General features: G+C 73.3%; 22 protein-coding genes and 1 pseudogene. 7 read left to right on the top strand and 16 right to left on the bottom strand.

The genetic code is table 11. From position 1 onward, the window contains the following. Positions 1 to 5: 5 nt before the first annotated feature. The 8 genes from EDD33_RS00400 to EDD33_RS00365 all read right to left on the bottom strand — a co-directional run bounded on the left by EDD33_RS00400 (position 6) and on the right by EDD33_RS00365 (position 9,819). A complete protein-coding gene (locus EDD33_RS00400; protein WP_123388660.1) occupies positions 6 to 1,598 on the bottom strand; it encodes an acyl-CoA carboxylase subunit beta in 1,593 nt (530 codons plus the stop codon). Further along, positions 1,595 to 2,752, bottom strand: coding sequence for an acyl-CoA dehydrogenase family protein (locus EDD33_RS00395; RefSeq protein ID WP_123388659.1), 1,158 nt, complete (start codon positions 2,750 to 2,752; stop codon positions 1,595 to 1,597). The genes EDD33_RS00400 and EDD33_RS00395 overlap by 4 nt, the downstream gene beginning before the upstream one ends. Beyond that, positions 2,749 to 4,479 (bottom strand): acyclic terpene utilization AtuA family protein, encoded by a 1,731-nt coding sequence (locus EDD33_RS00390; RefSeq protein ID WP_246003279.1) that lies wholly within the window; start codon positions 4,477 to 4,479, stop codon positions 2,749 to 2,751. The genes EDD33_RS00395 and EDD33_RS00390 overlap by 4 nt, the downstream gene beginning before the upstream one ends. After that, on the bottom strand, positions 4,476 to 5,291 hold the full coding sequence (locus EDD33_RS00385; protein WP_246003278.1) for a TIGR03084 family metal-binding protein: 816 nt from the start codon (positions 5,289 to 5,291) through the stop codon (positions 4,476 to 4,478). Before EDD33_RS00385 ends, EDD33_RS00390 begins: the two co-directional genes overlap by 4 nt. Then, positions 5,288 to 5,908, bottom strand: a complete 621-nt coding sequence (locus tag EDD33_RS00380; RefSeq protein WP_342773569.1) for a TetR/AcrR family transcriptional regulator — start codon at positions 5,906 to 5,908, stop codon at positions 5,288 to 5,290. Before EDD33_RS00380 ends, EDD33_RS00385 begins: the two co-directional genes overlap by 4 nt. A gap of 52 nt (positions 5,909 to 5,960) precedes the next feature. Next, positions 5,961 to 7,544 carry a signal peptidase I gene (locus EDD33_RS00375; RefSeq protein WP_123388658.1) on the bottom strand — a complete coding sequence of 528 codons (1,584 nt, stop codon included), beginning with the start codon at positions 7,542 to 7,544 and terminating at the stop codon, positions 5,961 to 5,963. A 50-nt stretch (positions 7,545 to 7,594) separates the two neighbouring features. Then, the gene (locus tag EDD33_RS00370; RefSeq protein WP_123388657.1) at positions 7,595 to 8,206 is read right to left on the bottom strand and encodes a TasA family protein; all 612 of its coding nucleotides are present in this window, start codon (positions 8,204 to 8,206) and stop codon (positions 7,595 to 7,597) included. A 206-nt stretch (positions 8,207 to 8,412) separates the two neighbouring features. After that, positions 8,413 to 9,819, bottom strand: a complete 1,407-nt coding sequence (locus EDD33_RS00365) for an MFS transporter (protein WP_123388656.1) — start codon at positions 9,817 to 9,819, stop codon at positions 8,413 to 8,415. Positions 9,820 to 9,873: 54 nt separating this feature from the next. Here EDD33_RS00365 and EDD33_RS00360 point away from each other — a divergent pair, with 54 nt between their 5' ends. Genes EDD33_RS00360 through EDD33_RS00345 form a run of 4 tightly spaced genes read left to right on the top strand, consistent with a single transcriptional unit; the run spans position 9,874 to position 13,349 of the window. Further along, positions 9,874 to 10,296 carry a winged helix-turn-helix transcriptional regulator gene (locus EDD33_RS00360; RefSeq protein WP_123388655.1) on the top strand — a complete coding sequence of 141 codons (423 nt, stop codon included), beginning with the start codon at positions 9,874 to 9,876 and terminating at the stop codon, positions 10,294 to 10,296. After that, positions 10,293 to 10,841 (top strand): PaaI family thioesterase, encoded by a 549-nt coding sequence (locus EDD33_RS00355; protein ID WP_123388654.1) that lies wholly within the window; start codon positions 10,293 to 10,295, stop codon positions 10,839 to 10,841. Before EDD33_RS00360 ends, EDD33_RS00355 begins: the two co-directional genes overlap by 4 nt. Before the next feature lie 28 nt (positions 10,842 to 10,869). Further along, complete coding sequence (locus EDD33_RS00350; RefSeq protein WP_123388653.1) at positions 10,870 to 11,337, top strand: DUF4385 domain-containing protein; 468 nt, start codon at positions 10,870 to 10,872, stop codon at positions 11,335 to 11,337. Between the two features lie 59 nt (positions 11,338 to 11,396). Continuing rightward, the gene (locus EDD33_RS00345; RefSeq protein ID WP_123388652.1) at positions 11,397 to 13,349 is read left to right on the top strand and encodes a M13 family metallopeptidase; all 1,953 of its coding nucleotides are present in this window, start codon (positions 11,397 to 11,399) and stop codon (positions 13,347 to 13,349) included. A 123-nt stretch (positions 13,350 to 13,472) separates the two neighbouring features. On the opposite strand, the gene EDD33_RS19850 is transcribed toward EDD33_RS00345, so the two are convergent. The 7 genes from EDD33_RS19850 to EDD33_RS00315 form a co-directional block, all read right to left on the bottom strand. Then, the gene (locus EDD33_RS19850) at positions 13,473 to 13,622 is read right to left on the bottom strand and encodes a hypothetical protein (protein ID WP_170169658.1); all 150 of its coding nucleotides are present in this window, start codon (positions 13,620 to 13,622) and stop codon (positions 13,473 to 13,475) included. Between the two features lie 535 nt (positions 13,623 to 14,157). Then, positions 14,158 to 15,045, bottom strand: coding sequence for a methylenetetrahydrofolate reductase (locus tag EDD33_RS00340; protein ID WP_246003623.1), 888 nt, complete (start codon positions 15,043 to 15,045; stop codon positions 14,158 to 14,160). Then, a complete protein-coding gene (locus tag EDD33_RS00335) occupies positions 15,042 to 15,731 on the bottom strand; it encodes a DUF1638 domain-containing protein (protein WP_123388651.1) in 690 nt (229 codons plus the stop codon). Before EDD33_RS00335 ends, EDD33_RS00340 begins: the two co-directional genes overlap by 4 nt. Beyond that, the gene (locus EDD33_RS00330; protein ID WP_211332360.1) at positions 15,664 to 17,592 is read right to left on the bottom strand and encodes an ASKHA domain-containing protein; all 1,929 of its coding nucleotides are present in this window, start codon (positions 17,590 to 17,592) and stop codon (positions 15,664 to 15,666) included. The genes EDD33_RS00335 and EDD33_RS00330 overlap by 68 nt, the downstream gene beginning before the upstream one ends. 8 nt (positions 17,593 to 17,600) lie before the next feature. Then, complete coding sequence (locus EDD33_RS00325) at positions 17,601 to 18,533, bottom strand: dihydropteroate synthase (protein ID WP_123392816.1); 933 nt, start codon at positions 18,531 to 18,533, stop codon at positions 17,601 to 17,603. A gap of 11 nt (positions 18,534 to 18,544) precedes the next feature. Further along, entirely contained in the window at positions 18,545 to 19,210 is a 666-nt protein-coding gene (locus tag EDD33_RS00320) for a corrinoid protein (protein ID WP_123388649.1), read from the bottom strand. Beyond that, positions 19,207 to 19,989 carry an IclR family transcriptional regulator gene (locus EDD33_RS00315; protein ID WP_211332359.1) on the bottom strand — a complete coding sequence of 261 codons (783 nt, stop codon included), beginning with the start codon at positions 19,987 to 19,989 and terminating at the stop codon, positions 19,207 to 19,209. The genes EDD33_RS00320 and EDD33_RS00315 overlap by 4 nt, the downstream gene beginning before the upstream one ends. A 145-nt stretch (positions 19,990 to 20,134) precedes the next feature. Here EDD33_RS00315 and EDD33_RS00310 point away from each other — a divergent pair. The 3 genes and pseudogenes from EDD33_RS00310 to EDD33_RS00300 all read left to right on the top strand — a co-directional run. Then, positions 20,135 to 21,616, top strand: a pseudogene (locus EDD33_RS00310) (trimethylamine methyltransferase family protein); the annotation flags it as partial. Continuing rightward, a complete protein-coding gene (gene purU / locus EDD33_RS00305) occupies positions 21,616 to 22,512 on the top strand; it encodes a formyltetrahydrofolate deformylase (protein ID WP_123388646.1) in 897 nt (298 codons plus the stop codon). The pseudogene EDD33_RS00310 and the gene purU, both read left to right, overlap by 1 nt. Before the next feature lie 79 nt (positions 22,513 to 22,591). After that, positions 22,592 to 24,415, top strand: coding sequence for a sensor histidine kinase (locus EDD33_RS00300; protein WP_123388645.1), 1,824 nt, complete (start codon positions 22,592 to 22,594; stop codon positions 24,413 to 24,415). 22 nt (positions 24,416 to 24,437) lie between these two features. Here the strand turns inward: EDD33_RS00300 and EDD33_RS00295 are convergent, their stop codons facing one another. Beyond that, positions 24,438 to 25,085 carry a ribonuclease H family protein gene (locus EDD33_RS00295; protein WP_123392815.1) on the bottom strand — a complete coding sequence of 216 codons (648 nt, stop codon included), beginning with the start codon at positions 25,083 to 25,085 and terminating at the stop codon, positions 24,438 to 24,440. Positions 25,086 to 25,107: the final 22 nt, after the last annotated feature.

The raw sequence follows: 25,107 nt of genomic DNA, 5'->3' as shown, positions 1-25,107 counted from the left end.
TTCCCCTACATCCGGAAGACGCCGAAGCGGCTGGTGCCCTCGACGGGGTGGTGGGAGGTGATCACGGACAGGCAGATGCCCAGCACCGTCCGGGTGTCGCGGGGATCGATCACGCCGTCGTCGTACAGCATCCCGGACAGGAAGTACGGCAGGCTCTGCTCCTCGATCTGGGCCTCCACGAGCTCCTTGATGCCGGCGAACCCCTCGGCGTCGAAGGTCTGCCCTCGCGACTCCGCCGACTGCCGCGCGACGATCTCCATCACCCCGGCGAGCTGCGCCGGCCCCATCACCGCCGACTTGGCGCTGGGCCAGGTGAACAGGAACCTCGGGTCGTAGGCCCGGCCGTTCATGCCGTAGTTCCCCGCGCCGTACGACGCCCCGAGGATCACCGTCAGGTGCGGCACCGTGCTGTTGCTGACCGCGTTGAGCATCTGGGCGCCGTGCTTGATGATGCCGCCCTGCTCGTACTCCGCCCCGACCATGTAGCCGGTCGTGTTGTGCAGGAACAGCAGCGGGCAGTCGACCTGGTTGGCGAGCTGGATGAACTGCGTCGCCTTCTGCGCCTCCTCGCTGAACAGCACGCCCTGCGCGTTGGCGAGGATCCCGACCTGGCGACCGTGGATGCGCGCCCACCCGGTCACCAGCGAGGGCCCGTAGAGCGGCTTGAACTCGTCGAGGACCTGCCCGTTGGTCGGCGAGACCCCGTCGGCCAGGTGCGCGATCACCTCGCGCGGGTCGAACGGCTCCTTGAGATCGGTCGGGACGAGGTCGAGCAGGTCCTCGGGGTCCAGCGCCGGCTCGGCGTACGCCGGCCCGGTCCGGCCCGTCGGGACCCCGCGGTCGGCGTTGAGCCGCGCCACGATCCGCCGGCCGATCCGGATCGCGTCGTGCTCGTCGACCGCGAGGTAGTCCGCGAGCCCGGAGGTGCGCGCGTGCATCTCCGCGCCGCCCAGCGACTCGTCGTCCGCATCCTCGCCGGTGGCCATCTTGACCAGCGGCGGACCGCCGAGGAAGACCTTGGCCTGGCCCTTGACCATGACCGTGTAGTCGCTCATCCCGGGGACGTAGGCGCCGCCGGCGGTGGAGTTGCCGAAGACCAGGGCGATGGTCGGTTGCTTGCGGGCGCTGGAGCGGGTGAGGTCGCGGAAGACCTTGCCGCCGGGGATGAAGATCTCCTTCTGCGTGGGCAGGTCGGCGCCGCCGGACTCCACCAGCGAGATCGTCGGCAGGCCGTTCTCCTCGGCGATCTGGGCGGCCCGGAAGCCCTTCTTGACCGTCCACGGGTTGCTCGCCCCGCCCTTGACCGTCGGGTCGTTGGCGGTGATGAGGCACTCCACGCCCTCGACGACGCCGATGCCGGTCACGAGGCTGGCACCGACGGCGAAGTCCGAGCCCCAGCCCGCGAGCGGGCTCAGCTCGAGGAAGGCGCTGCCCGGGTCGACCAGCAGCTCGATCCGCTCCCGGGGCAGCAGCTTGCCGCGGGCGTGGTGGCGCTCGACGTACTTCTCACCGCCCCCGGCCACCGCCTTGGCCTGCTCGGTCTCGAGTCCGGCGACCTTGGCGAGCATCGCCTCGCGCCGGCTCACCTCGGCGCTCATCCGGCGTACCCCAGCAGGCGGGCGGTCAGGTCGGTCAGCACCTCGGTGGCTCCTCCTCCGATGGCCAGGATCCGGGAGTCGCGGTAGTGCCGCTCCACCTCGGTCCCGTGCATGTAGCCCGCGCCGCCGTGCAGCTGCACGGCACGGTCCACCACGTGGTCACAGGCCTCGACGGCCGTCTGCTTGGCCAGGCACGCCTGCGCGACGACGTCCTCGCCCGCGACGTGCAGCGCGGCGACGTGGCGGGTGTAGACGCGGGCCGTCTCCACCAGCCGGTGCATCTCGACGAGCTGGTGCTGCACGACCTGCCGCGAGGCGAGCGGCCGGCCGAAGGTGTCGCGCTCCTGCGCGTACGCCGCGGCCAGGGCCAGCGACCGCGCCGCGATGCCGTAGGCGTGCACCGCGAGCGCGATCCGCTCGACCACGAACTGCTCGGCGATCTGGTAGAAGCCGCTGTCCTGCTCGCCGACGAGGTTCGCGACCGGGACCCGCACGTCGACGTAGGACAGCTCGGCGGTGTCGGAGCAGTGCCAGCCCATCTTGGTCAGCGCGCGGTCGACGGTGAAGCCGGGCGTGCCCCTCTCCACCACCAGCAGGCTGATGCCGCCGTGGCCGGGGCCGCCGGTGCGCACCGCGGTGGTGACGAAGTCGGCCCGCACCCCGCTGGTGATGTAGGTCTTGGCGCCGTTGACGACGAAGTGGTCGCCGTCTCGCACGGCGGTGGTGCGGATGCCGGCGACGTCGGAGCCGCCGCCCGGCTCGGTGACCGCCAGCGAGCCGATCTTCTCGCCGGCCAGGGTCGGGCGGACCCAGGCGTCGACCTGGTCGGGGGTGCCGTGGGCGGCGAGGTGCGGGAGCGCGATGCCGCCGGTGAACAGCCCGGCGGCCAGACCGGACGACCCGCCGGCGGCGAAGAACGCCTCCTGCAGCGCCACGGAGTCGAGCAGCGTGCCGCCCTGGCCGCCGACGGACTCGGGGAGGCCCACCCCCAGCAGCCCGGCCTCGGCCGCGGTGAGGTGGAGCTCGCGCGGGATCGACCCGGCGTCCTCCCAGTGCTGCAGGTGGGGGGTCACCTCCCGGCGCACGAAGTCGGTGGTGGCGTCCTGCAGCGCGCGCTGCTCGGGGGTCCAGCCGTCTCGGGTCGGGTGGCTCACAGCAGCTCCTCGGGGATCTCGACGTGCCGGGCGCGGATCCACTCGCCGACGGCCTTGGCCTGGGGGTCGAACCGGGCGGAGGCGGCCACGCCCTCGCCCAGCAGCCCGCGCAGCAGCACGTTGGCGCCGTGCAGGTTGGGCAGCGGGTGGACCTCGACGTCGAGGTCGGCGGCCTCGGGCAGGAGCCTGCGGACCAGCTCGGGGGTCAGCGTCGCGAGCAGCCACGCCGCGCGTTCGGCCTGCTTCTCGCCGGCGCGCACCCACAGCCCCACGTTGGCGTCCCCGCCCTTGTCGCCGGAGCGGGCGTGGACGAAGGTGCCGAGCGGGACGCGTCGGGTGGGGCGGGCGGCGGGGTGCGGGACAGTCCCTGACGTTCTCGCCCCCACCTGTCCGACATCGGGGGCCAGGACGTCCGGGACCACCCGCTCCGCCGGATCCGCCACCACCTCCGCCGACCCGTCGGGCAGGTGGACGGTGTGCTGCACGGCCGAGCGGTCGACGTACGCCGCCCGGTAGACGCCGTAGGGCGAGGCGGGGCCGGGTGGGGCGGTCAGCGTGAAGCCGGGGTACGACGCGAGCGCGAGCTCGACGCCGGGAGCGGTGAACGCCTTGCCGACCACGTCCTTCTCGGGGTCGCGCACGGTGACCCGCAGCCGCAGCGAGGCGCCCTCCTCGGTGTCGGCGTCGGCGACCGGCGAGCCGGAGCGCGACCAGGTGACCGAGGCGGCGCGCAGCGAGGGCTCGAGCTGGGCCCGGACCCAGGCCTCCTTCTCCTCCAGGTCGAGGTCGGTCAGCACCAGCTCGAGGGAGTTGCGCCACCCGCCGAGCGCGTTGACGCAGACCTTGAGCTGCTCGGGCGGGGGCAGTCCGCGCACGCCGGAGACCCGGACCCGGTCGGGGCCCTCCTGGTCGAGCGCGACGGAGGCGAGGTCGACGGACACGTCGGGGCCGAGGTAGTGCGTCGACTGCACCTCGTAGAGCAGCTGTGCGGTCACGGTGTCGACGGTGACGGCCCCGCCGGTGCCGGCGTGCTTGGTGACCACGGCCGAGCCGTCGGCCGCGACCTCGGCGAGCGGGAAGCCGAGCGGCCGGGCGTCACGGGGCAGGTCGAGGAAGCCCGAGAAGTTGCCGCCGGTCGCCTGGGTGCCGCACTCGAGCACGTGGCCCGCCACCATCGCGCCCGCGAGCGCGTCGAGGTCGCCGGGGCTCCAGCCGTGGTGCCAGGCCGCGGGGCCCACCACCACCGAGGCGTCGGTGACCCGGCCGGTGACCACGACGTCGGCGCCGGCCGCCAGCGCCCGGGCGATGCCCCAGCCGCCGAGGTAGGCGTTGGCGGTCAGGGCGTCGTCCCAGCCGTGCGCCGCGGCCTGCGGGGCGAGGTCGTCGCCGTCGACCCACGCGATCCGGGGGGCGAGGCCATGGGCCTCGGCGACCTCGCGCAGTCGCGCGGCCAGGCCGGCGGGGTTGAGGCCGCCGGCGTTGGCCACGATCCGCACCCCGCCCTCCAGGGCGAGCCCGAGGCAGTCCTCGGCCTGGCGCACGAAGGTGCGGGCGTACCCCAGGCCGGCGTCCCGCATCCGGTCGCGGCCCAGGATGAGCATCGTCAGCTCGGCGAGGTAGTCGCCGGTGACGACGTCCACCTCGCCCCCCTCCAGCACCTCGCGCATCGCCGAGAGCCGGTCGCCGTAGAACCCGCTGCAGTTCGCGATCCGCAGCACGCCGCTCACGGGTGGTCCTGCAGGCCGGTGTCGCCGGGCGGGCGACCCGGTCCGGGCGGGCCGGCGAAGGCCTGGGCGAGGTCGAGCCAGCGGTCGGCGTCGGGCCCGACCGCGTGGAGGTCGAGGTCGGCGCGGTGGCGGCGCTGGGTGACCCGCAGGCAGAAGTCGTACGCCGACCCGGTCACCCGCTGCTCGGCGTCCTCGGCCCCCCAGGCCCAGGTCTCGCCCGACGGGGCGACCAGCTCGACGCGCACCTCGGCGGTGGCCGGCTCGAGCCCGTTCGCGGCGTACGCGAAGCCGCGGGTGCGCACCCCGAGGTGGGCGACGTGGCGGATCCGGTCGGTCGGCAGGGGTACGACGCCCAGCGCGTCGGCGACGTCGAGGGAGTGCGCCCACGTCTCCATGAACCGCGCGGTCGCCATCGAGGTGGGCGACATCGGCGGGCCGAACCACGGCAGCTTCTCCCCCGCCGGGACCTGCCGCAGCGCGGCGGCCAGCGCGCTCCTGCCCGCCCGCCAGCGGGCGAGCAGCTCCTCGGCGGCCGCGCGACCACCGGCCAGCGCGACGGCGTCGACGAACCCCTCGGGGTCGCCGATCGCGTCCGTCACCACCGCGTCCCAGGCGGCCTTGTCGGTCGCCGCGGCCACCGCGACCTCGTCGGTCCAGGCGAGGTGGGCGACCTGGGTGGCGACGTCCCAGCCGGCGGCGGGGGTGGGGGTGCGCCACCCGGCGTCGTCGAGCGGGGCGACCAGCTCCTCCAGCGCCGCCCCCTCGGCGGCGAGGTCGGCGAGCACCTGGTCGAGCACGTCCTGGCTGGTCACGGGGCCTCCGGTGCGGCGTCGGGGTCCAGTGCGGCGTCGAGGGTGCGCGCCCACCGGTCGAGGATCCGGCGGCGCCGGGCGGCGTCGTCGCTGATCGTGTTGGCGAGGCCGAGGCCGCGCACCAGGTCGAGCGTGGCCTGCACCAGCTCGCGGACGCCCGGGTGCGACTCGTCGGCGCCGAGGGCGTCGAGCGCGATCCGGTGGGCCTCGCGCCCGACCCGCTGCTCCAGCGGCCCGACCGCGGCGCGCAGCTCGGCGTCGGTGCGGGCCGCGACCCACAGCTCGAGCGCGGCGGCGAAGACCGGCGAGGTGAAGTGCTCGGCGAACATCTCCAGGACCGCGCGCGTGCGCCGCGCCCCGGACGGCAGCGACGCGGCCGCCACCCGCAGCTCCTCGCCCCGCACCTCGCTGAGGTGGGCGACGGCGGCCAGCACCAGGTCGCTCTTGGTGGGGAAGTGGTGGAGCTGGGCGCCGCGGCTGACCCCGGCGCGCTGGGAGACCAGCGTCGTCGACGTGCCGCTCCAGCCGTGCTCGACCAGGCACTCCACGGTGGCCTCGAGCAGCCGTTGCCGCATGACGCGGCTCCGCTCGCCCTGGGGCACCCGCGTCGTGGTCACATCGGCGATCCTCGCCCGGGCAGCAACAAACAGTCAAGCCTGTCTGTTTTGTTCAGCGCCACGCCGTCGCGTAGTGGGCCTGGATCCGCTCCACCGCGAGCGCGGTGCCGTAGACGGCGACCTCGTCGACCATCCCGGCCAGCGCGCCGGCCCCGGCCGGGGCGTTGGGGTAGCCGGTCAGGCTGCCCCCACCCACGCGCCAGTGCCCGTTGTTGAGGGCGGGCTTGCCCTTGAGGCCCGGCCCCTGGGACTGGCCGTCGACGTAGAGCGTCGCGTCGAGGTTGCCGTTGCCGTCGAGCACGCCCGCGACGTGGTGCCACCTCCCGTCGTTGAGCGGTGCCCGGCTGGAGGCGAGGACCCTGCCGTCGACGCCGAGACGCAGCCGGCCGTCCGGCGAGAGGAAGAGCACGCGGTCGACGGTCGTCGGGGCGGTGGCGCCGCCCGTGTTGCCGAGACCGACGACCAGGCCCCCGGCGGTCGAGATGGTCCTGATCCAGGCCTCGACGGTGAACCGCGCCGTCTGGGCCGAGGTCGGATTGTCCTCCACGAGGGTCGCCGCGGCGAACGTCGTCGAGCGGGACGAGGGCTCCGAGGGCAGGCCGCTCTCGGAGCCGCGGGTGAAGGACCCCCGCAGCGTGCCCGGGTCGGCGGCCCCCGTCGCGGCGTCGGCCACGGTCGCGCCGGACGGCTCGTCCATCCGCCAGTACAGGAGCGGGCCGTCCGCCCGTACGGCGTCCGGGTAGGCGCCGGCGTCGAAGAGGGCGGCGGCAGCGAAGCTGGTGGTGGGGTTGGACGCGGTCGACGACAGCGCGGCGTAGGTCGCCTGGGTGGTGAGCCCCGTCGCCAGGAGCGCGCCCAGGGCCGCCCCGGCGAGACCGAGGAGACGCGGGCGGCGTACGACGACGGCACGGGCCGAGCGGGTGACGACGCGTCCGCCGCGTCGTGGCGCCCGCGCCCGCAGGTCCGCGCGGCGGCGCTCGGCGTCGGCGCCGAGGATCCCGAGCCCGGCGTCCCGGTCGTCGGGAGCGTCGTCGGTCGTGTCCTCGTCAGGGGCGTCATCCTCGTCATCGGGGTCGGCGAACCGCAGCGGCGTGGTGGCGGCGAGGCCGAGCAGCAGCAGCACCGTGACGGTGATGCCGACGGGGGCGAGCTGCCCCTGGGCCATCCACGTGACCGGGAGCCCGACGTAGGGCACGCGCAGCGCCGCGAGACCCAGGACGTCGTCGGGGTCGACCGGCGTCGAGTCCGGGGCGTCGTTGGCGTCACCCTGCGTGACCAGCCTCCCCGCCTCGTCGAGACGCAGGAAGCGGTGCGTCCGGGTCTTCTCGGGGTGGTCGGGGTCGGTGACGGTGACGATCCGTCCCTCGGTGAGCACGCTCGGGTCGACCTGACGGTCGACGACGACGTCGCCGACGTGGATCCGGGGCATCATCGAGCCGGACATGATCACCCGGGGCGACCAGCCCAGGGCGGCCGGCAGGACCGACCAGACCACCAGCGAGAGCACCACCGCCAGGGCGGCTCGCGAGCCGGCGACCAGCAGCACCCGGGACCAGGCCGGGTCCCCGGCCGGCGCCGCGTCAGCGGACGCCGGGCCGGGGGCCGGACGCTGGAGGGGGAGGTGGATCGTGCTCATCGTTCGCTTCCTGGAGACCCGAGATCGGTGGCGGTCAGATCAGCCGGGGCTCAGCTGTTCTGGGCCTCCCAGGTGAGCCCGATCGAGGCGGTGCCGCCCTGGTAGTTGTTGTCGGCGCCGGCGCTGACGGTGTAGGTCACCCGGTAGCTCTTCGCCTCGCTGACGGGGGCGGTGCCGCCGGCGGGGGCCCAGGTGCCGACCCCGTTGGCGAAGCTGGTCCTGCCCGAGAACGCGGTGAGCGTGCCGGTGAAGATGGTGGCGGCCGGGGCCGTGTCGGCCACGAAGCCGGCGCAGCCGGCGTTGGTGGCGCCGGTGCCCTCCTGGACCTGCAGGTTGATGACGTCGCCCAGGGCCTTGGTCTGGGTGAAGCCGGTGCCGTAGAGCTTCACGGTCGAGGCGAGCGTGCCGCTCGAGGTGACCGTGATGCAGCGGGCGGCGGTGGAGCCGGGCTTGAGGTTGCCGGCGGTGAAGAGGGCGGTGTCGGCGTCGTTGTCGGCGAGCTTGACGGTGCCGGTCGACCAGTTGTTGGTCGGGCTCGTGGTGGTGTCGGAGAACGCGGCGTACGTCGACTGCCAGACCAGCGCGCCGGAGGCGATCACGGCGACCGGGACGGACGCGGCGGCGACGAGACGCTTGTGGCGGAAAGCGGAGCGAACAGACATGGGATTCCCCCTCCAGGAAGTGGCCCACGGTGGTGCGGACCAGCACGAGAAGAGTGACGGGTCAACGATCGACATCTCTACTCGAAATGGTGCATCGGGGCTATAGCGACCGGAAGTGTCTATATGGGACTAGACCGGCAGATGGTTTATCCGGCAACTTCCCGACAGATCTGCACGAAGACCTGAACAACGAGCGCAGCTCTGGTTCACTGATCGGCTCTCCTGCGCCGGGACACCACCAGCACGACCACCGCGCCCAGCCAGGACAGGCCCGCGGAGACCAGGACCGCGACCGTCCAGCCGGCCACCAGCCCGGCCGACGTCGCCGCCCCGCCGGCGTGCTGGGCCAGGACCGTGAACAACGTGATGCCGGAGGCGGCCCCCAGGTAGCGGGCGGTGTTGTTGGTCCCGCTGCCCATCGCCGCCCGGTCGCGCGGGACCGACGCCACCGCCTCGCGGCCCAGCACGGCGTTGAGCACCCCGCTCGCGAGGCCGGCGACGACCATCGAGGGCAGCAGCCGCCACGGCGAGGAGTCGACCCCCAGCCCGAGACCCAGGAGCTGGCCCGCCCCGACGACGCCCAGGCCGGCGGCGACGGTCGGACCGCCCGCGAGCGGGCGCCGCCAGCGCCGCAGCAGCAGCGAGGAGGCGACGCTGGTCGCGGACCAGGTCACCACCAGCCAGGTCGCCACCCACAGGCTCCCGCCCAGCCCCACCTGCACCACCAGCGGCACGTTGGAGGTCATGCCGATGATCCCCAGCCCCACCGCCAGCGCGCCCACGGTGGCCCCGAGGAACCCCGGCTGCCGCAGCAGCGACAGCTCGACCATGGGCTCGCGCACCCGGCCCTCCACCACCACGAACGACACCAGGGAGACGACCGCGGCCACCAGGAGCACGACCACGACGCCGGACACGCCGCCCCGCACCTGGGTCAGCCCCGCGACGAGCAGGGTGAGTCCCAGGCCGAGGAGGGTGGCGCCGGCGACGTCGAGCCGCCGCGGCCGCTGGGCGGCCGACTCGGCGATGCCCCGGGCGCTCGGCAGCGCCAGGGCCAGGGCCGCCGCGCCGGTGAGGGCGTAGGTCTCCCGCCACCCGGAGCCGACCTCCAGGCCCGCGGCCAGGAGCGCGCCGGCCGTGATGCCGAGCCCCACGCTCGCCCCCCAGACCCCCGTGGCGCGGACGCGCGCCGCCGGCTCGGGGAAGACGTGGGCCAGCACCGCGAGGCCGCAGGAGAGGACGGCTGCGCCCCCCAGGCCCTGCACCACGCGCGCCGCGACGAGGACCACGCCCGTCGGGGCGGCGGCGCACGCCAGCGCCCCGAGACCCAGGGCGACCAGCCCGGCGACGTACACCCGACGGCGGCCCCGGGCGTCGCCGAGCGCGCCGGTGGTCAGCAGCCCGGCGGCCAGGCCGACGCTCATCGAGCTCAGCACCCAGGCCCGGGTGCCCGCACCGAGGTCGAGGTCGGCGGCGGTCAGCGGGACGGTCGCCATGGGGGTCACGTAGGTGACGAGCACCAGGGCCGTCCCGAGCGCGACGAGCAGCAGGGTGCGGTCGGGGCGGGTGCCGCGCAGCTCGGTCGGGTCGGTCAGTTTGACTTTCGAACTCACCGGGCCGAACCTAGCCTCGAACCCCTCTCCACCGCCACCCCGACCGGAGGCACCGTGACCACCGTCCCGCTCGCGCAGCTGCCCGGTCGCCCCTGCCCCGTCGCCGCGACCCTCGAGCTGGTCGGCGAGCGGTGGTCGCTGCTGGTGGTGCGCGAGGTCGCCCTCGGTGCGCACCGCTTCGGCGACATCGTCACCGGCACGGGCGCCCCGCGCGACCGCGTCGCCGCACGGCTGCGGTCGCTGACCGGGGCGGGCGTGCTCGAGCGCCGGCAGTACCAGTCCGGCCCGGACCGGTTCGACTACCACCTCACCGGGTCGGGCCGCGACCTGCTGCCCGTGCTCACGGCCCTGCTGGTCTGGGGCCGCGACCACGCGGTGAGCCCCGACGACCCCGACCGGGACCGCCACCGCGAGACCCTCCGTCTGCTGCGCGACCGCAGCGCGATCCCCGACCCCACCCCCGAGGAGCCCCGATGACCGAACCGATCACCGAGCCGACCCCCGCTGCGTCCAACCAGGACTGGGGCGATCCGCGCTCGCGCACCGTCACCTGGCACGACCCGCTGCGCTCGGCGAGCGCCGGGCTGGCGCTGCCGGGTCTGGACTACCTGCAGGCGATGGTCGAGGGCCGGATCGCACCGCCGCCGATCTCGAGCCTGGTGCAGATGGAGCTGGTCAGCGCCGAGCACGGCCGGGTCGAGTTCGCGTGCACGCCGGACGAGTCGGCGTACAACCCCATCGGAGCCGTGCACGGCGGGCTCGTGTGCACGCTGCTCGACTCCGTCGCGGGGTGCGCGCTGCACAGCACGCTCCCGGCGGGCAAGGGCTACACCTCGGTCGAGATCAAGGTCAGCTACCTCAAGGCCGTCCGCGCCAGCAGCGGCCGGCTCACCGCCGTCGGCACGGTCGTCAAGGCGGGGTCGCGGGTCGGCTTCACCGAGGGCGTGGTCACCGACGCGTCGGGCGCCGTGGTGGCGACCTGCTCCAGCACACTGCTGGTCTTCGACCTGCCGCAGGGCTGAACCCCACCCGCCTGGGCACGGGGACGTCGTGAGTGAGTCCGACGACGCCCGCGCGCACCCCGAGACCTACCGCGTCGCCCGGGGTGAGCAGGGCGTGCTGACGGTGCAGCCCTACAAGGGCGAGCTGCTCCCGCTGTGGCGCTTCGCCACGCCCGACAAGGCCCGGGAGAGCGCGGCGGCCATCACCGAGCGCTTCCACGCCTACCTCGAGGCCGGCGACGTCGTCGGCGCCGACATGGCGCGGAAGTACCTCCAGATGGGGTTCACCCGGTCGCGGCGCTACGCCAACCACCCCGGCGGCAAGAAGTACGACGGGCCGGTGCCGGACGACCGGAAGGGGCAGAGCGGCTCCCACGGCCGGGCCGAGCTGCCCCGCGGGCCCGAGGACCCCGTCAAGGCCGAGTGCGCCCGCATCTTCAAGGCCGCCTGGGACGCCGTCGAGCAGGTCGAGGACTACACGCGGGCCCGCGAGGAGCACCGCCGCCGATTCGGCTGAGCGCGAACGTCGCCGCGACCACCCCCGGGCTGTCGGCCCCCGCCGGTAGATTCGACGAGGTGACGATCCTCGACGACGCCCGCGAGGGCATGGACCCCGACATCCGCGTGCAGGACGACCTGTTCGGCCACGTCAACGGCCGGTGGCTCGACTCCGCGACCATCCCCGACGACCGCTCCTCGTGGGGCCCGTTCGTGATGCTCGCCGACCAGGCCGAGGAGCACGTCCGCGAGATCGTCGAGGCCTGCGCCCAGGGCCGCATCGAGGGCGAGGAGGCGCGCAAGATCGGCGACCTCTACGCCAGCTTCATGGACGAGGAGCGCGTGGACGAGCTGGGCTACAGCCCGATCGTGCCGCTGCTGGAGCAGGTCGACGCGATCTCCGACCTGGCCTCGCTGGCGCAGTTCCTCGGGGCCTTCGAGCGGCGCGGCGGCGGTGGGCTGTTCGGCTCCTTCGTCGACACCGACGACCGTGACTCCGACCGCTACCTCGTCCAGGTCGGCCAGGGCGGCATCGGCCTGCCCGACGAGAGCTACTACCGCGAGGACAAGCACGCCGAGGTGCGGGAGAAGTACGTCGCCTACCTCCGTCGGCTGCTGACCCTGGCCGAGCGGCCCGACGCCGAGGCCACCGCCGCGCGCGTGCTGGCCCTGGAGACCCGCATCGCCGCGGGCCACTGGGAGCGCGCGGCCACCCGCGACGTCATCAAGACCTACAACCTGCGCACCCTGGCCGAGCTCGAGGCGACCGTGCCCAGCTTCGACTTCACCGCGTGGATCGCCGCGCTCGGCGGCGACCGGGCCACCATCGCCGAGACGATCGTGCGGCAGCCCTCGTTCTTCGAGCACCTCGAGGTCGTGCTCGGCGAGGCCTCGATCGAGGACTGGAAGGCGTTCCTGACCGTGCGCGCGCTGCGCACCGCCGCGGCCTACCTCTCGGGCGACTTCGTGGAGACCAACTTCGACTTCTACGGCCGCACCCTGTCCGGCACGCCCGAACTGCGGGCGCGCTGGAAGCGCGGCGTCGCGCTGGTGCAGGGCGCGCTGGGCGAGGCGGTCGGCCGGGAGTACGTCTCGCGTCACTTCCCGCCGCGCTCCAAGGAGCTGATGGACGGTCTCGTGGCCAACCTCCTCGAGGCCTACCGACAGTCGATCTCCGGCCTGGACTGGATGACCGAGGAGACCAAGCAGCGGGCCTACGACAAGCTCGACACCTTCGTGCCCAAGATCGGCTACCCCGAGAAGTGGCGCGACTACTCCGACCTGGCCATCTCCTCCGACGACCTGCTCGGCAACGTGCTCGCCTCCACGGCCTACGAGACCGACCGCGAGCTGCGCAAGATCGGCGCCCCCGTCGACCGCGACGAGTGGTTCATGCTCCCGCAGACCGTCAACGCCTACTACAACCCCGGCACCAACGAGATCTGCTTCCCGGCCGGCATCCTGCAGAAGCCGTTCTTCGACGCCGAGGCCGACCCGGCCGAGAACTACGGCGGCATCGGCGCGGTCATCGGCCACGAGATCGGGCACGGCTTCGACGACCAGGGCGCGCAGTACGACGGCCACGGCAACCTCAACGACTGGTGGACCCCGGCCGACAAGGCCGCCTTCGAGGTGAAGTCCAAGGCGCTGATCAGCCAGTACGACGGCTACGAGCCGCGCGACCTCCCCGGCGAGCACGTCAACGGCGCCCTGACCGTCGGGGAGAACATCGGCGACCTCGGCGGCCTGACCATCGCGCTCAAGGCCTACCGGATCTTCCTCGGCGAGGAGCCCGTGCCCGAGCGCGACGGCCTGACCGGCGTGCAGCGGCTGTTCCTCAACTGGGCCTACGTCTGGCGCACCAAGCGCCGCGAAGAGCTGGCCACGACCTTCCTGGCCACCGACCCCCACTCCCCGCCGGAGTTCCGCGCCAACATCGCCCGCAACCTCGAGGAGTTCCACGAGGCGTTCGAGGTGAAGCCCGGCGACGGCCTCTGGCTCGACGAGGCCGACCGCGTCCGCATCTGGTAGCCCCGCCGACCGGGCAGTTCTGCTCAGCTGTTGGACGCCGACCGGGCAGTTCTGCTCGGCCATGGGGCGCCGAGCGGGCAGTTCTGCTCAGCGCACCCAGGTCTCCGGTGCCGTCCGAAGCGGTCACGGGAGGGGCAACAGGCCCGGGAGTTCTCCCAGGTAGGCGTTGTCCTCGTCCCACAGGACCTCGGCGGGATCGTCCCAGCCGAACCGGATGACCCGGGGCGGGCGGACACCGCTGACCGGCACGAACACGACGTCGACGACGGGCACGACCTCCGTGACGTGGGCTGCGTACGCCCAGGGTTGTATGGCGCCACGGACCAGGTGCCGAGGACTTCGCCGCGCGCCCTTCCGCCGCTGTCCTCCCACTCCCGCTGCACCAGCTGGAAGCCCGCCTCCTCCGCGTCGGGCTCCAGCCACACCGGCAGGTCCGCACCCACCGCGGCTCCGGGCATCCGCTCGGCCATCACCTCGACGAGTTCCTGGCGCCACACACTGGGGTGACCCACCACGGCAACGGTGGGCGCAACCAGGTCGAGCCGGGCGACCATGTCACCGACGCGGCGCAGGTCAGCGGTCCGTACGGGCACGGGCGGACCCCGGGCCCGCCGTCCGTGCGGGCGCACTCGAGATCCCGCGGCCGGTTCGGGTCTCCCGCACCCAGCACAACCGCCCGGTCGGCGCGTCCGGGCTCAGCACAACCGCCCGGTCGGCGTCTCCGGACCGCGCACAACTGCCCGCTCGGCGCTCCCACAGCAACCACAACTGCCCGGTCGGCGCGTCCGGGCTCAGCACAACTGCCCGGTCAGGGGAGCTCGGAGAGGAGCCCCTGACGCCAGGCCTCGGTCTCGGCGACCTGGTTGAAGGTGAAGACGTGGAGGCCCTCGATGCCGGCGGTCGGCTGGGCGGCGACGGTGGCGCAGTCGCGCAGGAAGCGCTCGCCGGTGAAGCCGCCGGGGGCGGCGAGGCGGGCGAAGGTGCCCTTGTGCTTGGCCAGGAAGCGGGTCGACTCCCCCACGCCGATCTTGGTCGCCATCGTCAGCAGCTTGGCGCGGTCGATGGGGCCGGGCATGCCGAGCAGCAACGGCATCGTGATCCCCCGCAGCCGCATCCGGCCGACCCAGTCGCGGATCGTCGCGGCGTCGAAGGTCAGGTTGCTCACCACGTGGGTGGCGTGGCGGCGCTTGTCCCACATCGCCTGCACGGTCAGGTCGTCGGCGATGGTGGGATGGCTCTCGGGGTAGCCCGCGATCCCGACGTGGGTGAACGGGTCGGCCAGCGTCGCGAGGTCCTCGAGCAGGCTGAAGGCGTCGGTGTAGTCGCCGGCCGGCTCGGCGTCGCCGCCCGGTACGAACACCGCGGAGATGCCGGCGGCGCGCAACCGGGCCCGGATGTCGACCAGCTCCGCGTGGTCGCGGACCATGCGGGCGGCGAGGTGGGGCACGACGGCGTACCCGTGGCCGGCGAGGGTCTCGCTGAGCGTCAGCGTCGCCTCCAGGCCCTTGCCCGGCGACGCGGTCACGGTCACCGCGACGTCGGTCGGCACGGCGGCCAGGACCTTGTCCTCGGTGGTGGCGGTCGGGAGCACCTCGTAGCGGGTGTGCTCCAGCAGCCGGCGCATCGCCTGCTCGCGGGTGGCGCGCTGGGCGCGGGGGCCGCGCTGGCTGCGGCGTACGCCGGTGGGGATCTTCATGGTGGACACAGGGACTCCTCGGGGAGCAGCGACCGCAGGGCCAGCATCAGCCCGTCGGTGCCGGTGGGCACGACCTGCAGCGGCAGCCCGAGGCGGTCCGCGGCATCCTGGGCGAGCGGCCGCAGCTCGGCCAGCTCGGTCGCGTCGTCGCTCTGGGCCAGCCACACGACGCGGGTGTAGTGGCCGAAGTAGGCGTCCAGCAGCTCGGGGAAGCGGTCCAGGCCGAGCTCCTGCTCGACGGTCCGCGCGAACGAGCGCGCCAGGAAGTCGGTCAGCAGGTAGGTGCCCGGCTGGTCCTCGAGCAGCTCCTCGACGCGGGTTGCTCCGGCGAAGACGTCGTAGCAGTGCAGCCCGGACAGGCGGCGTACGCCGAGCCGCTCGCACACCGCGTCGAGCGCGCCGTAGGTGCCGCAGTCGGCGTATCCCACCACCACCGCGTCGTACGCCGGCCGCACCCGCGTGACCAGCGACTCCACCTCGCCGGCGATCCGGTCGGGCCGGTTGTGCAGCAGCGGCGGCAGCGGGTGGACGTCGACCGGCCACCCCTGCGCCGCGACGATCCGCGCGGCGGGCTGGGCGATCGCCCCGCAGGCGACCAGCGCGGTGCGGCCGGACCCCTCACCCCGGGAAGGAGAGCTGGTCGACGAACCGGTCGTTGAACTCGGGACGGTCCGAGAGCTCGACATACTCCACCTCCTCCAGGAGCGTGGTGGCGCCGGCGCGCTCGCGCAGCGAGAGCAGCGCCATCTTGGCGCCCTCGCCCGCGACGTTGCCGGCCGAGACGATGCGCAGCACCGGGATCTTGGGCACCAGCCCGATCCGGATCGCGGAGGCGGGCGAGAGGTAGGAGCCGAAGGAGCCGGCGAGCAGCACCTGCTGCACGTCGCCCTGCTCGAGCCCCAGCTGCTCCAGCAGCAGCGCCCAGCCCGTGGCGATGGCGGCCTTGGCGAACTGCAGCTCGCGGACGTCGCGCTGGGAGAGGTAGACGCACTCGGCGACGTCGGTGTCGGGCGCGGGCCGGTGGAGCACGAAGACCCGCTCCTCCCCCACCTTGGTCAGCCGGTCGGCGAGCAGCGGCAGCGTGGCGGCGGCCTGCTCCTCGGGCACGAACCGGCCCGACGCATCGAGCAGCCCGACCCGGACCAGCTCGGAGACCGCGTCGACCAGGCCGGAGCCGCACAGCCCGCGCGGCTCGACGTCGCCGATCACGCCGAGCGTGACGGTCCCCTCGCCCACGTCGACCGTGACCACCTCGATCGCGCCGTCGGCGGCCCGCATGCCGCAGCGGATGGCGCCGCCCTCGAAGGCGGGCCCGGCCGGGGCCGCGGTCGAGACGAGGGTGTCGCCGTCGCTGAGCACGATCTCGCAGTTGGTGCCGACGTCGACGAAGAGCCGGGTGCGCTTGTCGCGGTCCATGCCGGTGGCGAGCATGCCGGCCACGATGTCGCCGCCGACGTAGGCACCGAGCGCCGGGAACAGCGCGAGCCGCGCCCGCGGGTGCAGCCGCAGACCGACCTCGGCCGCCAGCACGACCGGCGGGTGGGCCGTCGGCATCACGAACGGCGCCACCCCGAGCGGCTCCGGGTCGATGCCGAGCAGCAGCGAGGTCATCGTGGCGTTGCCGGCCACGGCGCACTCGTAGACCTGCGCCGGGTCGATGCCGCCCTCGACGCAGACCTGCTGGGCCAGCTCGTCGAGCGTGGCCGCGGCCAGCCCCTGGAGCCGGTCGAGCGCGTCGGGGTCGAGCATCACCGCGCTGATCCGGGTGATGACGTCGCCACCGAAGGGCTGCTGGGCGTTGAGTCGCGAGGCCACCGCGACCGGCGTGCCGGTGGTGAGGTCGAGCAGCGTCGCCACGACGGTGGTGGTGCCGAGGTCGAAGGCGATGCCGTACGCCGAGCCGGTGGTGTCGCCGGGCTCGACGTCGACCAGCGCCTCGTCGACGACCACCGCGGTGACCTTCCAGTCGGCCTCGCGCAGCACCCGGCCCAGCCGCCGCAGCACCGGCAGGTCGACGGTGACCTCGAGGTCGTCGACGGCGTCGGTGAGCCGCACCAGGTCGGTGCGCTGGTCGGCGAGCGTGGGCTCGGTCAGCTCGACGTAGCGCTTCTGCACGGCGGGCCGCAGGATCACCTGGCGCCCGACGCCGACCGTGGCCGCCTTGGGACGGGTGGTCAGCGGCGGCACCTCGACGGCGAGGTCGCGCGTCGCGGTGGCCAGGCAGGCCAGCCGCCAGCCCTGGTCGAGCTCGCCGTCGGAGAAGGTGCGCCGGTCGTGGCGCGTCACCGGGGTGCCGACGTCGAGCCGGACCTTGCACTTGTGGCAGGTGCCGTGGCCGCCGCAGGTCGAGTCGATCGCGATGCCGTTCCACGACGCGGAGTCGAAGACGGTCACCCCGGTCGGGACGCGCACGGTGCGGTCCTGCCCGTCGATCACGGTGAAGGACAGCTGCACCCGCCCGCTGCCGTCGTGGATCGGCTGGTCGGCCCCGGGGGGCGCGATCAGCCCCTCGCGGCGCAGCTCGGCCACGGCGACGTCGGGGGGCACCGGACCACTCACGTGGCGGCGGGCTCGGCGGTCGCGGCCAGGGCGGCCTCGGCGGCCGCCTTCTCAGCCGCCTTCTGGGCGGCCTGGGCCGCGCGGGCGCGCGAGATCCACGCCATGCCCCACTCGTCGTGGCCCAGGAGCAGGTCCGCGGCGCGGACCGCCGACACGACGCTCGGCGTGCGGGCGTCCATGATCGCGCTGGAGAGCCCGGCGGTCATGGCCATCGCGAGCCACGCGCCGTTGAGCTCGTGGCGCCCGGGCATGCCGAAGGAGACGTTGGAGGCGCCACAGGTCATGTTCATGCCCCAGCGCTCCCGGATGCCGCGCATCGTCTCCAGCGTCGAGAGGCCGGTGGCCTGGTCGGCGCCGATGGGCATCGCCAGCGGGTCGATCACGATGTCCTCGATGGCGATGCCGTACTCCTGCGTCGCGACGCGGACGATCTTCTCCACCAGCAGGAGGCGCTTCTCGGCCTCCATCGGGATCTCGTCGACGTCGTTGGGCAGCGCGACGACCGCGGCGTCGTACTTCTTCACCAGCGGCAGCACCTGCTCGAGACGCTCGTCCTCGGCGGTGATCGAGTTGACCAGCGCCCGGCCCTGGTAGACCGACAGGCCCGCCTCGAGCGCCTCGACGACCGAGGAGTCGATGCAGATCGGCAGGTCGGTCAGGCCCTGGACCATCGTGATGACCTTCGCCAGCAGCTCGGCCTCGTCGACCAACGGCACCCCCATGTTGATGTCGAGCACGTCGGCGCCCCCCTCGACCTGGGCCTTGACGTCACGCCCGACCGCGGAGAGGTCGCCGGCCTTGATCTGGTCCTGGAAGATCCGGCGCCCCGTGGGGTTCAGGCGCTCACCGATGATGCAGAACGGCCGGTCGCTGCCGATCACGAGCTCACGCGTGGCCGAACGGATGGTGGTGTGCAGCGGGGCTGCCATCTCGCCCGACATCAGGCGAGCACCTTCGCGCGCTTCTCCTGCAGCAGGGCCTTGGCCTTGCGCACGCAGCCCGAGGCGTCCGCGGCGTAGCCGTCGGCACCGACCGCGTCGGCGTACTCCTGGGTGACCGGCGCGCCGCCCACCATCACGATGACGTCGTCGCGCATGCCGGCCTTCTGGAGCGCGTTGATGTTGGCCTTGAACATCGGCATCGTCGTGGTGAGGAAGGCCGAGAAGCCGACGATGTCGGGCTGGTGCTCCTGGATCTTGGCGATGAACGTCTCCGGGGCCACCTGCACGCCGAGGTCGATCACCTCGAATCCGGCGCCCTCGAGCATGATGTTGACGAGGTTCTTGCCGATGTCGTGGACGTCGCCCTTGACGGTGCCCATCAGGAACTTGCCGACGGTCTCGACGCCGGTCTCGGCGAGCAGCGGTCGCAGCACCTCCATCGCGCCGGCCATGGCGCGGCCGGCGACGAGCATCTCCGGCACGAAGTAGTCGCCCCGCTCGAAGCGGGCACCGACCTCCTCCAGGGACGGGATCAGGGCGTCGAAGAGCAGCGACTGCGGCTCCATCTCCATCCCCAGGGCCTCGTGGGTCAGCTCGAGGACCCGCGGGCCGTTGCCGAGCAGGGTCTCGTCGTAGAGCCCCTTGAGGATCTCGTCGGGTGTCATGTCGCGCCTTCCGTGGGGGTGCCGGGCTGGAGCCGCCTCGAGAGCGTCCGGGCGTGGTGGACCAGGAGCTGCCCGATCTCCTCGGCGCGCTGCTCCAGCCGCGCCGTGGGACCGGACACACCGACCGCGGCGACCACGTCGTCGTCGGGGCCGAAGACAGGGGCGGCGACGCCGGACAGCCCGATCTCGAGCTCGTCGTGGGTGACGGCGTAGCCGTGCTCGCGCACCCACTCGAGGTCCTCCTCGAGGTCGGTGCGCAGCGTGATCGTCTGGTCGGTCGGGGCCGCCAGACGCCCGTCGGGCAGCTCGAGGCGCTTCCACGCCAGCAGCACCTTGCCCAGCGCCGAGCAGTGCACCGGCACCTCGACGTCGTTCCAGTCGCTGGCGCCGAGGAGGTAGGTGCCGTCGACCTGGGCGACGTGCTCGACCCAGCCGCCGTTGGCGACCGCGAGGTGCACCGTCTCGCGGGTCACCTCACCGACGGCCTCCAGGATCGGTGTCGCGAGCCGGGCCAGCTGCTGGGTGCGGTCGTGGCGGGCGGCGTACAGCACGAAGAGGGGTCCGCCGCGGTACTCCCCCGGGGCGGTGCGCTCGAGCAGCCGTCCACGCTCCAGCGCGTTGAGCAGCCGCGAGGTGGTCGAGCGGGCCAGCCCGAGCTCCTCGGTCAGCTCGGCGAAGGTGACGGGGCGGTCGGCCTCGACGATGCGGGTCAGCAGCGCCGCAGCACGGTCGACCGCCTGCGTCCCGCTGGTGCTCTCGCCACTCCGGTCGCCCGTCACGCTTGACCGCCCTCCCGGCGCAGGTCCAAGGTTGTCCCGCACGGGATTCCCATGATGTGGATCACGTTGACCACATGGTGAGGCTAGGTTTCCCGCGTCGCCACGGTCAAGCACCCACCCCGCGTCGGTTTCGGCGCCGTCCGCCCGCCAGCTCACGAGGAGCCGCATGTTCCGCAACCGGATGCCCCACTACGAGGTCCTCTCCGCCGACGCCATGGCCACGCTGGACAAGGGCTGGCGGCGGCTGGTGAGCGAGCTGGGCGTGGAGTTCATGAGCCAGCGCGCCCTGGACCTGCTCGCGGCCGAGGGCCAGAAAGTCGAGGGCGACAACGTCAAGTTCGACCCCGACTGGATCCTCGCGCAGGTGGCGAAGGCGCCGCGCGAGTTCGACCTGCAGGCCCGCAACCCCGAGCACTCCGTGCACGTCGGCGGCGACGCGATGGCCTTCGGCGCGGTCTACGGCCCGCCGTTCGTGCGCCAGGGCGACGTACGCCGTGACGCGACCATGGAGGACTTCCGCAACTTCACCAAGCTGGCCCAGTCGTTCCCGGTCCTGGACTCCGCCGGCGGCGTGATCTGCGAGCCCAACGACACCCCGCTCGACAGCCGCCACCTCGACATGACCTACGCGCTGGCGACGCTCACCGACAAGCCGTTCATGGGCAACGTGGTCTCGGGCCCCAACGCCCGCGACACCATCGAGCTGACCTCGATCCTGCTCGGCGGGTCGGCGGGGCGCGAGGCCGGCCGGGCCAGCATGGAGCAGACGCCGGCGCTGATCTCGCTGATCAACTGCAACTCCCCGCTGCGGTGGGACGACCGGATGCTCGACTCGCTCTTCGAGTACGCCGAGGCCAACCAGGCCGTCGTGCTCACGCCCTTCATCCTCATGGGCGCCATGAGCCCGGTGACGATCCCGGCGGCGCTGGTGCAGCAGATCGCCGAGGCGCTGACCGGCATCGCGCTGGCGCAGACCATCCGGCCGGGCTGCCCGGTCGTGTTCGGGTCGTTCCTGTCCAACATCGACATGCAGTCGGGCTCGCCCACCTTCGGCACCCCCGAGTCGGGCATGGGCCTGCTCTGCACCGGCCAGATCGCCCGTCACTTCGGGCTGCCGTTCCGCTCCGGCGGCACCCTCACCTCCTCGCAGGTCCCGGACGCGCAGGCCGGCTACGAGGCCCTGATGACGCTGCTGCCGACCTTCCTGGCCGGCACCAACTGGGTGATGCACTCCGCCGGCTGGCTCGAGGGTGGCCTGGTCGCGGGCTACGAGAAGTTCATCGTCGACGTCGAGCTGCTCCAGATGATGCGCGCCGAGTTCACCCCGCTCGAGATCGACGAGGCCTCGCTGGCGTTCGGTGCCCACGAGGAGGTCGGCGCCGGAGGCCACTTCCTGGGCGCGATGCACACCATGGAGCGGTTCCGGACCTGCTTCTACCGGCCGCTGCTGTCCTCCTCGGACAACTACGAGAAGTGGTCGCGCAACGGCGGTCTCGACGCCGCGGCCCGCGCCTCGAAGATCTACGCCGACCGGTTGGAGTCCTACGAGCAGCCACCCCTCGACGAGGCGATCCGGCAGGAGATGGAAGAGTTCGTCGTCCGCCGTCGCAAGGAGCTCGGGGACTGATGGTCACACCTGCGTCCACCAACGCCGGACCACCGTCCGGCGACTTCGTGCTCGCACTGGACTGCCCCGACCGGCCCGGCATCGTGCACGCGGTGACCGGGTTCCTGGTCCGCCACGGCGGCAACATCGTGGAGAGCCAGCAGTTCGGCGACCGGCTCAACGGGCGCTTCTTCATGCGCATCGACTTCGCGATGACGGCGCCGCCAAAGGACCGGCCGTCGGTCGAGCAGCTGCGCGAGGAGTTCGCGGGGACGGCCGCCGATTTCGAGATGACCTTCGAGCTGTGGGACGCGGTCACGCCGTACCGCACCCTGATCATGGTCAGCAAGCACCTGCACTGCCTCAACGACCTGCTGTTCCGACACTCCACCGGGTCGTTGCACGTCGACATCCCGGTCGTGGTCTCCAACCACCGCGACGCCGAGCCGCTGGTGCGCTCCCACGGGCTGGAGTTCCGCCACATCCCGGTCACGGCCGCGACCAAGGACGACGCCGAGGCCGAGCTGATGGCGCTGCACGAGGAGCTCGGCATCCACCTCGTCGTGCTCGCGCGCTACATGCAGGTGCTCTCCGACGACGTCTGCCGACGACTCTCGGGCCAGGCGATCAACATCCACCACTCGTTCCTGCCCAGCTTCAAGGGCGCCAAGCCCTACCACCAGGCCTTCGACCGGGGCGTGAAGCTGATCGGCGCGACCGCGCACTACGTCACCGCCGACCTCGACGAGGGCCCGATCATCGAGCAGGACGTGATCCGCGTCGACCACAACCACGACCAGGCCCAGCTGGTCGCGGCCGGCCGCGACGTCGAGGCGGCCGTGCTGTCGCGCGCCGTGCGCTGGCACAGCGAGTCGCGGGTGCGCCTCGACGGCCACCGCACGGTGGTCTTTCGCTAGCCGACCGGTGGACTAGCGCAACTGTCCTATTCGAGGCTTTGGACCCGTTTCGGGCGGCAATAAGTGGGAAACTGCCAGCATGCCGTCGTCGCGCCCGCGGGCGAGCCCGGGACCCGACCGGGTCGTGCTGCGGCTCGGTGCGGTCGTCATCGTCTCGCTGCTGGTGCTCGCCTGCGTCGTCGTGCTCGGCGGGCACGCCTGGGGCCCGGTGACCAGCGACTCCGTCGGCGTGGTGGCCGCCGCCCTCGCCACGCTGTGCGCGCTGCACGCCGGGCTGCGCAACACCGGCCCGATGCGACTGTCCTGGCTGCTGTTCGCGGTGATGATCCTGCTCAACGCCGTCGGAGCGACGTACTGGCTGGCCGACGGAGGGTCCGACGGCGACCGCTCGCTGTCCTGGTCCGACGCGCTCTACCTCGCCGCCGTGGTCCCCGCCGGCATCGCGCTGCTGCGTTACCCGATGACCAGCGGCCTGCGGCGCGCCTGGCGACCGGCGCTGCTCGACGGGCTGGTGATGGCCTCCTCGATGCTGCTCCTCAGCATGGTGCTCGGGCTGTCCGAGGTGGCGCACACCCTGGCGGGCACCCGCGCCTTCGTGTTCCTGGTCTACCCCGTGATGGACGTCGTCATCCTGTCGCTGCTGGTGGTGCTGCTGCTGCGCACCGCCGGCCGGCTGCGCGTCGACGTCGTGCTGATCGCCTCCACCTTCGCGGCGTTCGCGGTCGCCGACCTGGGCTTCGCGCTGAGCAGCGTGCGCGGCGAGCAGCTCGGCGACGTCTACCTGCTCGGCTACGTCGTGGCCGCGCTGCTGCTCGCGAGCGCGGCGCTGGCGGCCGCGACGCTCGAGACCCGCGTACGACGGCTGCTGCCCCACCTCGCCGGCCCGATCGCGCCCCTGCTGCCCGACCTCGCCGCCTTCGCCGCGCTGGCCGTCGCGGTCGTCGTCGGCGTCAGCGACACCGCGCAGGCGGTCCTGGTCACCCTCGTCCTGGTGGTCACCGGCCTGCGCCAGGTGCTGCTCACGACCACGAACCTGCGGCTTCGGGACGACCTGGAGCGACGGGTCGCCGACCGCACCCAGGAGCTGCGGGACCTCACCGCCGAGCACCAGCGGCTCGACGCCATGAAGCGGGAGTTCGTCTCCGCCGTGAGCCACGAGCTGCGGACCCCGCTCACCGCGATCCGCGGGTCGTTGGAGCTGCTCGCCGACGGCGACGCCGGCGAGCTGCCGGCGCCCGCCCGCCCCGTGGTGGAGATGGCGACCCGCGGCAGCGAGCGGCTCTCCCGGCTGGTCGACGACATCATCGACCTCGAACGCCTGGAGAGCGGCGAGTTCGGGTTCCGCCCCGCCCCGCACGACCTGTTGCCCCTGCTCGCGGACGCCGTCGGGTCGCTGGACGCGCTCGCGCGCGAGGCCGGCGTCGAGGTGCGGATCGCCGCCTGCCCCGCCCGGGTGGTCTGCGACGGCGACCGGGTCACCCAGGCCCTGGTCAACCTGGTCGGAAACGCCCTCAAGTTCACGCCACCCGGCGGCACCGTCACCATCGACGCCCGCCGCACCGAGGAGGGCCTGCGCGTCTCGGTGAGCGACACCGGCCGCGGCATCCCCCCGGGTGAGCTCGAGGCCGTCTTCGACCGCTTCCACCAGGTCGAGCCGGACGACGCCCGGCAGCAGTCGGGCACCGGCCTGGGCCTGTCCATCACCCGACGCATCGTCGAGGCCAACGGCGGCCGGGTCTGGGCCGAGAGCGAGGTGGGCGTCGGATCGACCTTCTACTTCACGCTGCCGCTCGAGGACGACGGCCCGGCCGCCGGGTCGGTCGCGGGTCCCGTCCCCCATCCCGTCGCCACCTGCGCCCCGGGGCCGCTGCTGCGGGTCCCGCTCGGGCTCGTCCACCCCTGAGCCGCGGCGACGCGGGACGTGCTCAGCCGGCCTGGTGGCTCGCCTCGACGGCGAGCCGGTCGACGAGGTCGTTCATCGGGTGGCCGGAGTGGCCCTTGACCCAGCGGAACGACACGTCGCCGCGCTCCTCGACCAAGTCGATCAGCGGCTCCCACAGGTCGCGGTTGGCCACCGGCTTCTTGGCCGAGTTGACCCAGCCGCGCGAGCGCCAGCCGACCCACCAGCCGTTCTTGAAGCAGTTCACGACGTACGTCGAGTCGCTGACCACCACCAGCGGCCCGGGCAGCGCGACGATCGCCTCGTAGGCCGCCCGCACCTCCATCCGCTGGTTGGTCGTCGCCGGGTCGTGGCCCGAGCCCTGCGGCCCGTCCTGCACCGCCCACGCCCAGCCGCCCGGTCCGGGGTTGCCCCGGCAGGCCCCGTCGGTGAACGCGACCGTCGTGCCGGCCGGCACCGGCTCGTCGGCCGTCTGCACCATCGGGACCCGCTTCGCGGTCCGCTTCGCGGCCTTCTTCGCCGGGGCCTTGGCAGGAGCGTCCCCGTCCGAGGGGGGCGCTCCCGCGCAGGCGGCGTGGACCCAGGCGGACCCGTCGGCGGAGCGCACGATCTCCTCGCCGGGCGCGATCCGGGTCGGGCAGGCGGCGCACCGGGTGGCGTACTTGGCGAGCATGGGCGCCATTGTGTCGCCCCGG

Source organism: Nocardioides aurantiacus, assembly GCF_003752505.1.
In the GTDB taxonomy this organism is placed as follows: domain Bacteria; phylum Actinomycetota; class Actinomycetes; order Propionibacteriales; family Nocardioidaceae; genus Marmoricola; species Marmoricola aurantiacus.
This window is presented reverse-complemented; position numbering and strand designations above follow the sequence as displayed.

Coding starts and splice junctions, on each gene's coding strand:
- EDD33_RS00400 (WP_123388660.1), bottom strand. CDS start 1,598: ATGAGCGCCGAGGTGAGCCGGCGCGAGGCGATGCTCGCCAAGGTCGCC.
- EDD33_RS00375 (WP_123388658.1), bottom strand. CDS start 7,544: ATGAGCACGATCCACCTCCCCCTCCAGCGTCCGGCCCCCGGCCCGGCG.
- EDD33_RS00370 (WP_123388657.1), bottom strand. CDS start 8,206: ATGTCTGTTCGCTCCGCTTTCCGCCACAAGCGTCTCGTCGCCGCCGCG.
- EDD33_RS00355 (WP_123388654.1), top strand. CDS start 10,293: ATGACCGAACCGATCACCGAGCCGACCCCCGCTGCGTCCAACCAGGAC.
- EDD33_RS00340 (WP_246003623.1), bottom strand. CDS start 15,045: ATGAAGATCCCCACCGGCGTACGCCGCAGCCAGCGCGGCCCCCGCGCC.
- EDD33_RS00335 (WP_123388651.1), bottom strand. CDS start 15,731: ATGTCGAGCTCTCGGACCGTCCCGAGTTCAACGACCGGTTCGTCGACC.
- EDD33_RS00325 (WP_123392816.1), bottom strand. CDS start 18,533: ATGGCAGCCCCGCTGCACACCACCATCCGTTCGGCCACGCGTGAGCTC.
- EDD33_RS00320 (WP_123388649.1), bottom strand. CDS start 19,210: ATGACACCCGACGAGATCCTCAAGGGGCTCTACGACGAGACCCTGCTC.
- purU (WP_123388646.1), top strand. CDS start 21,616: ATGGTCACACCTGCGTCCACCAACGCCGGACCACCGTCCGGCGACTTC.
- EDD33_RS00300 (WP_123388645.1), top strand. CDS start 22,592: ATGCCGTCGTCGCGCCCGCGGGCGAGCCCGGGACCCGACCGGGTCGTG.
- EDD33_RS00295 (WP_123392815.1), bottom strand. CDS start 25,085: ATGCTCGCCAAGTACGCCACCCGGTGCGCCGCCTGCCCGACCCGGATC.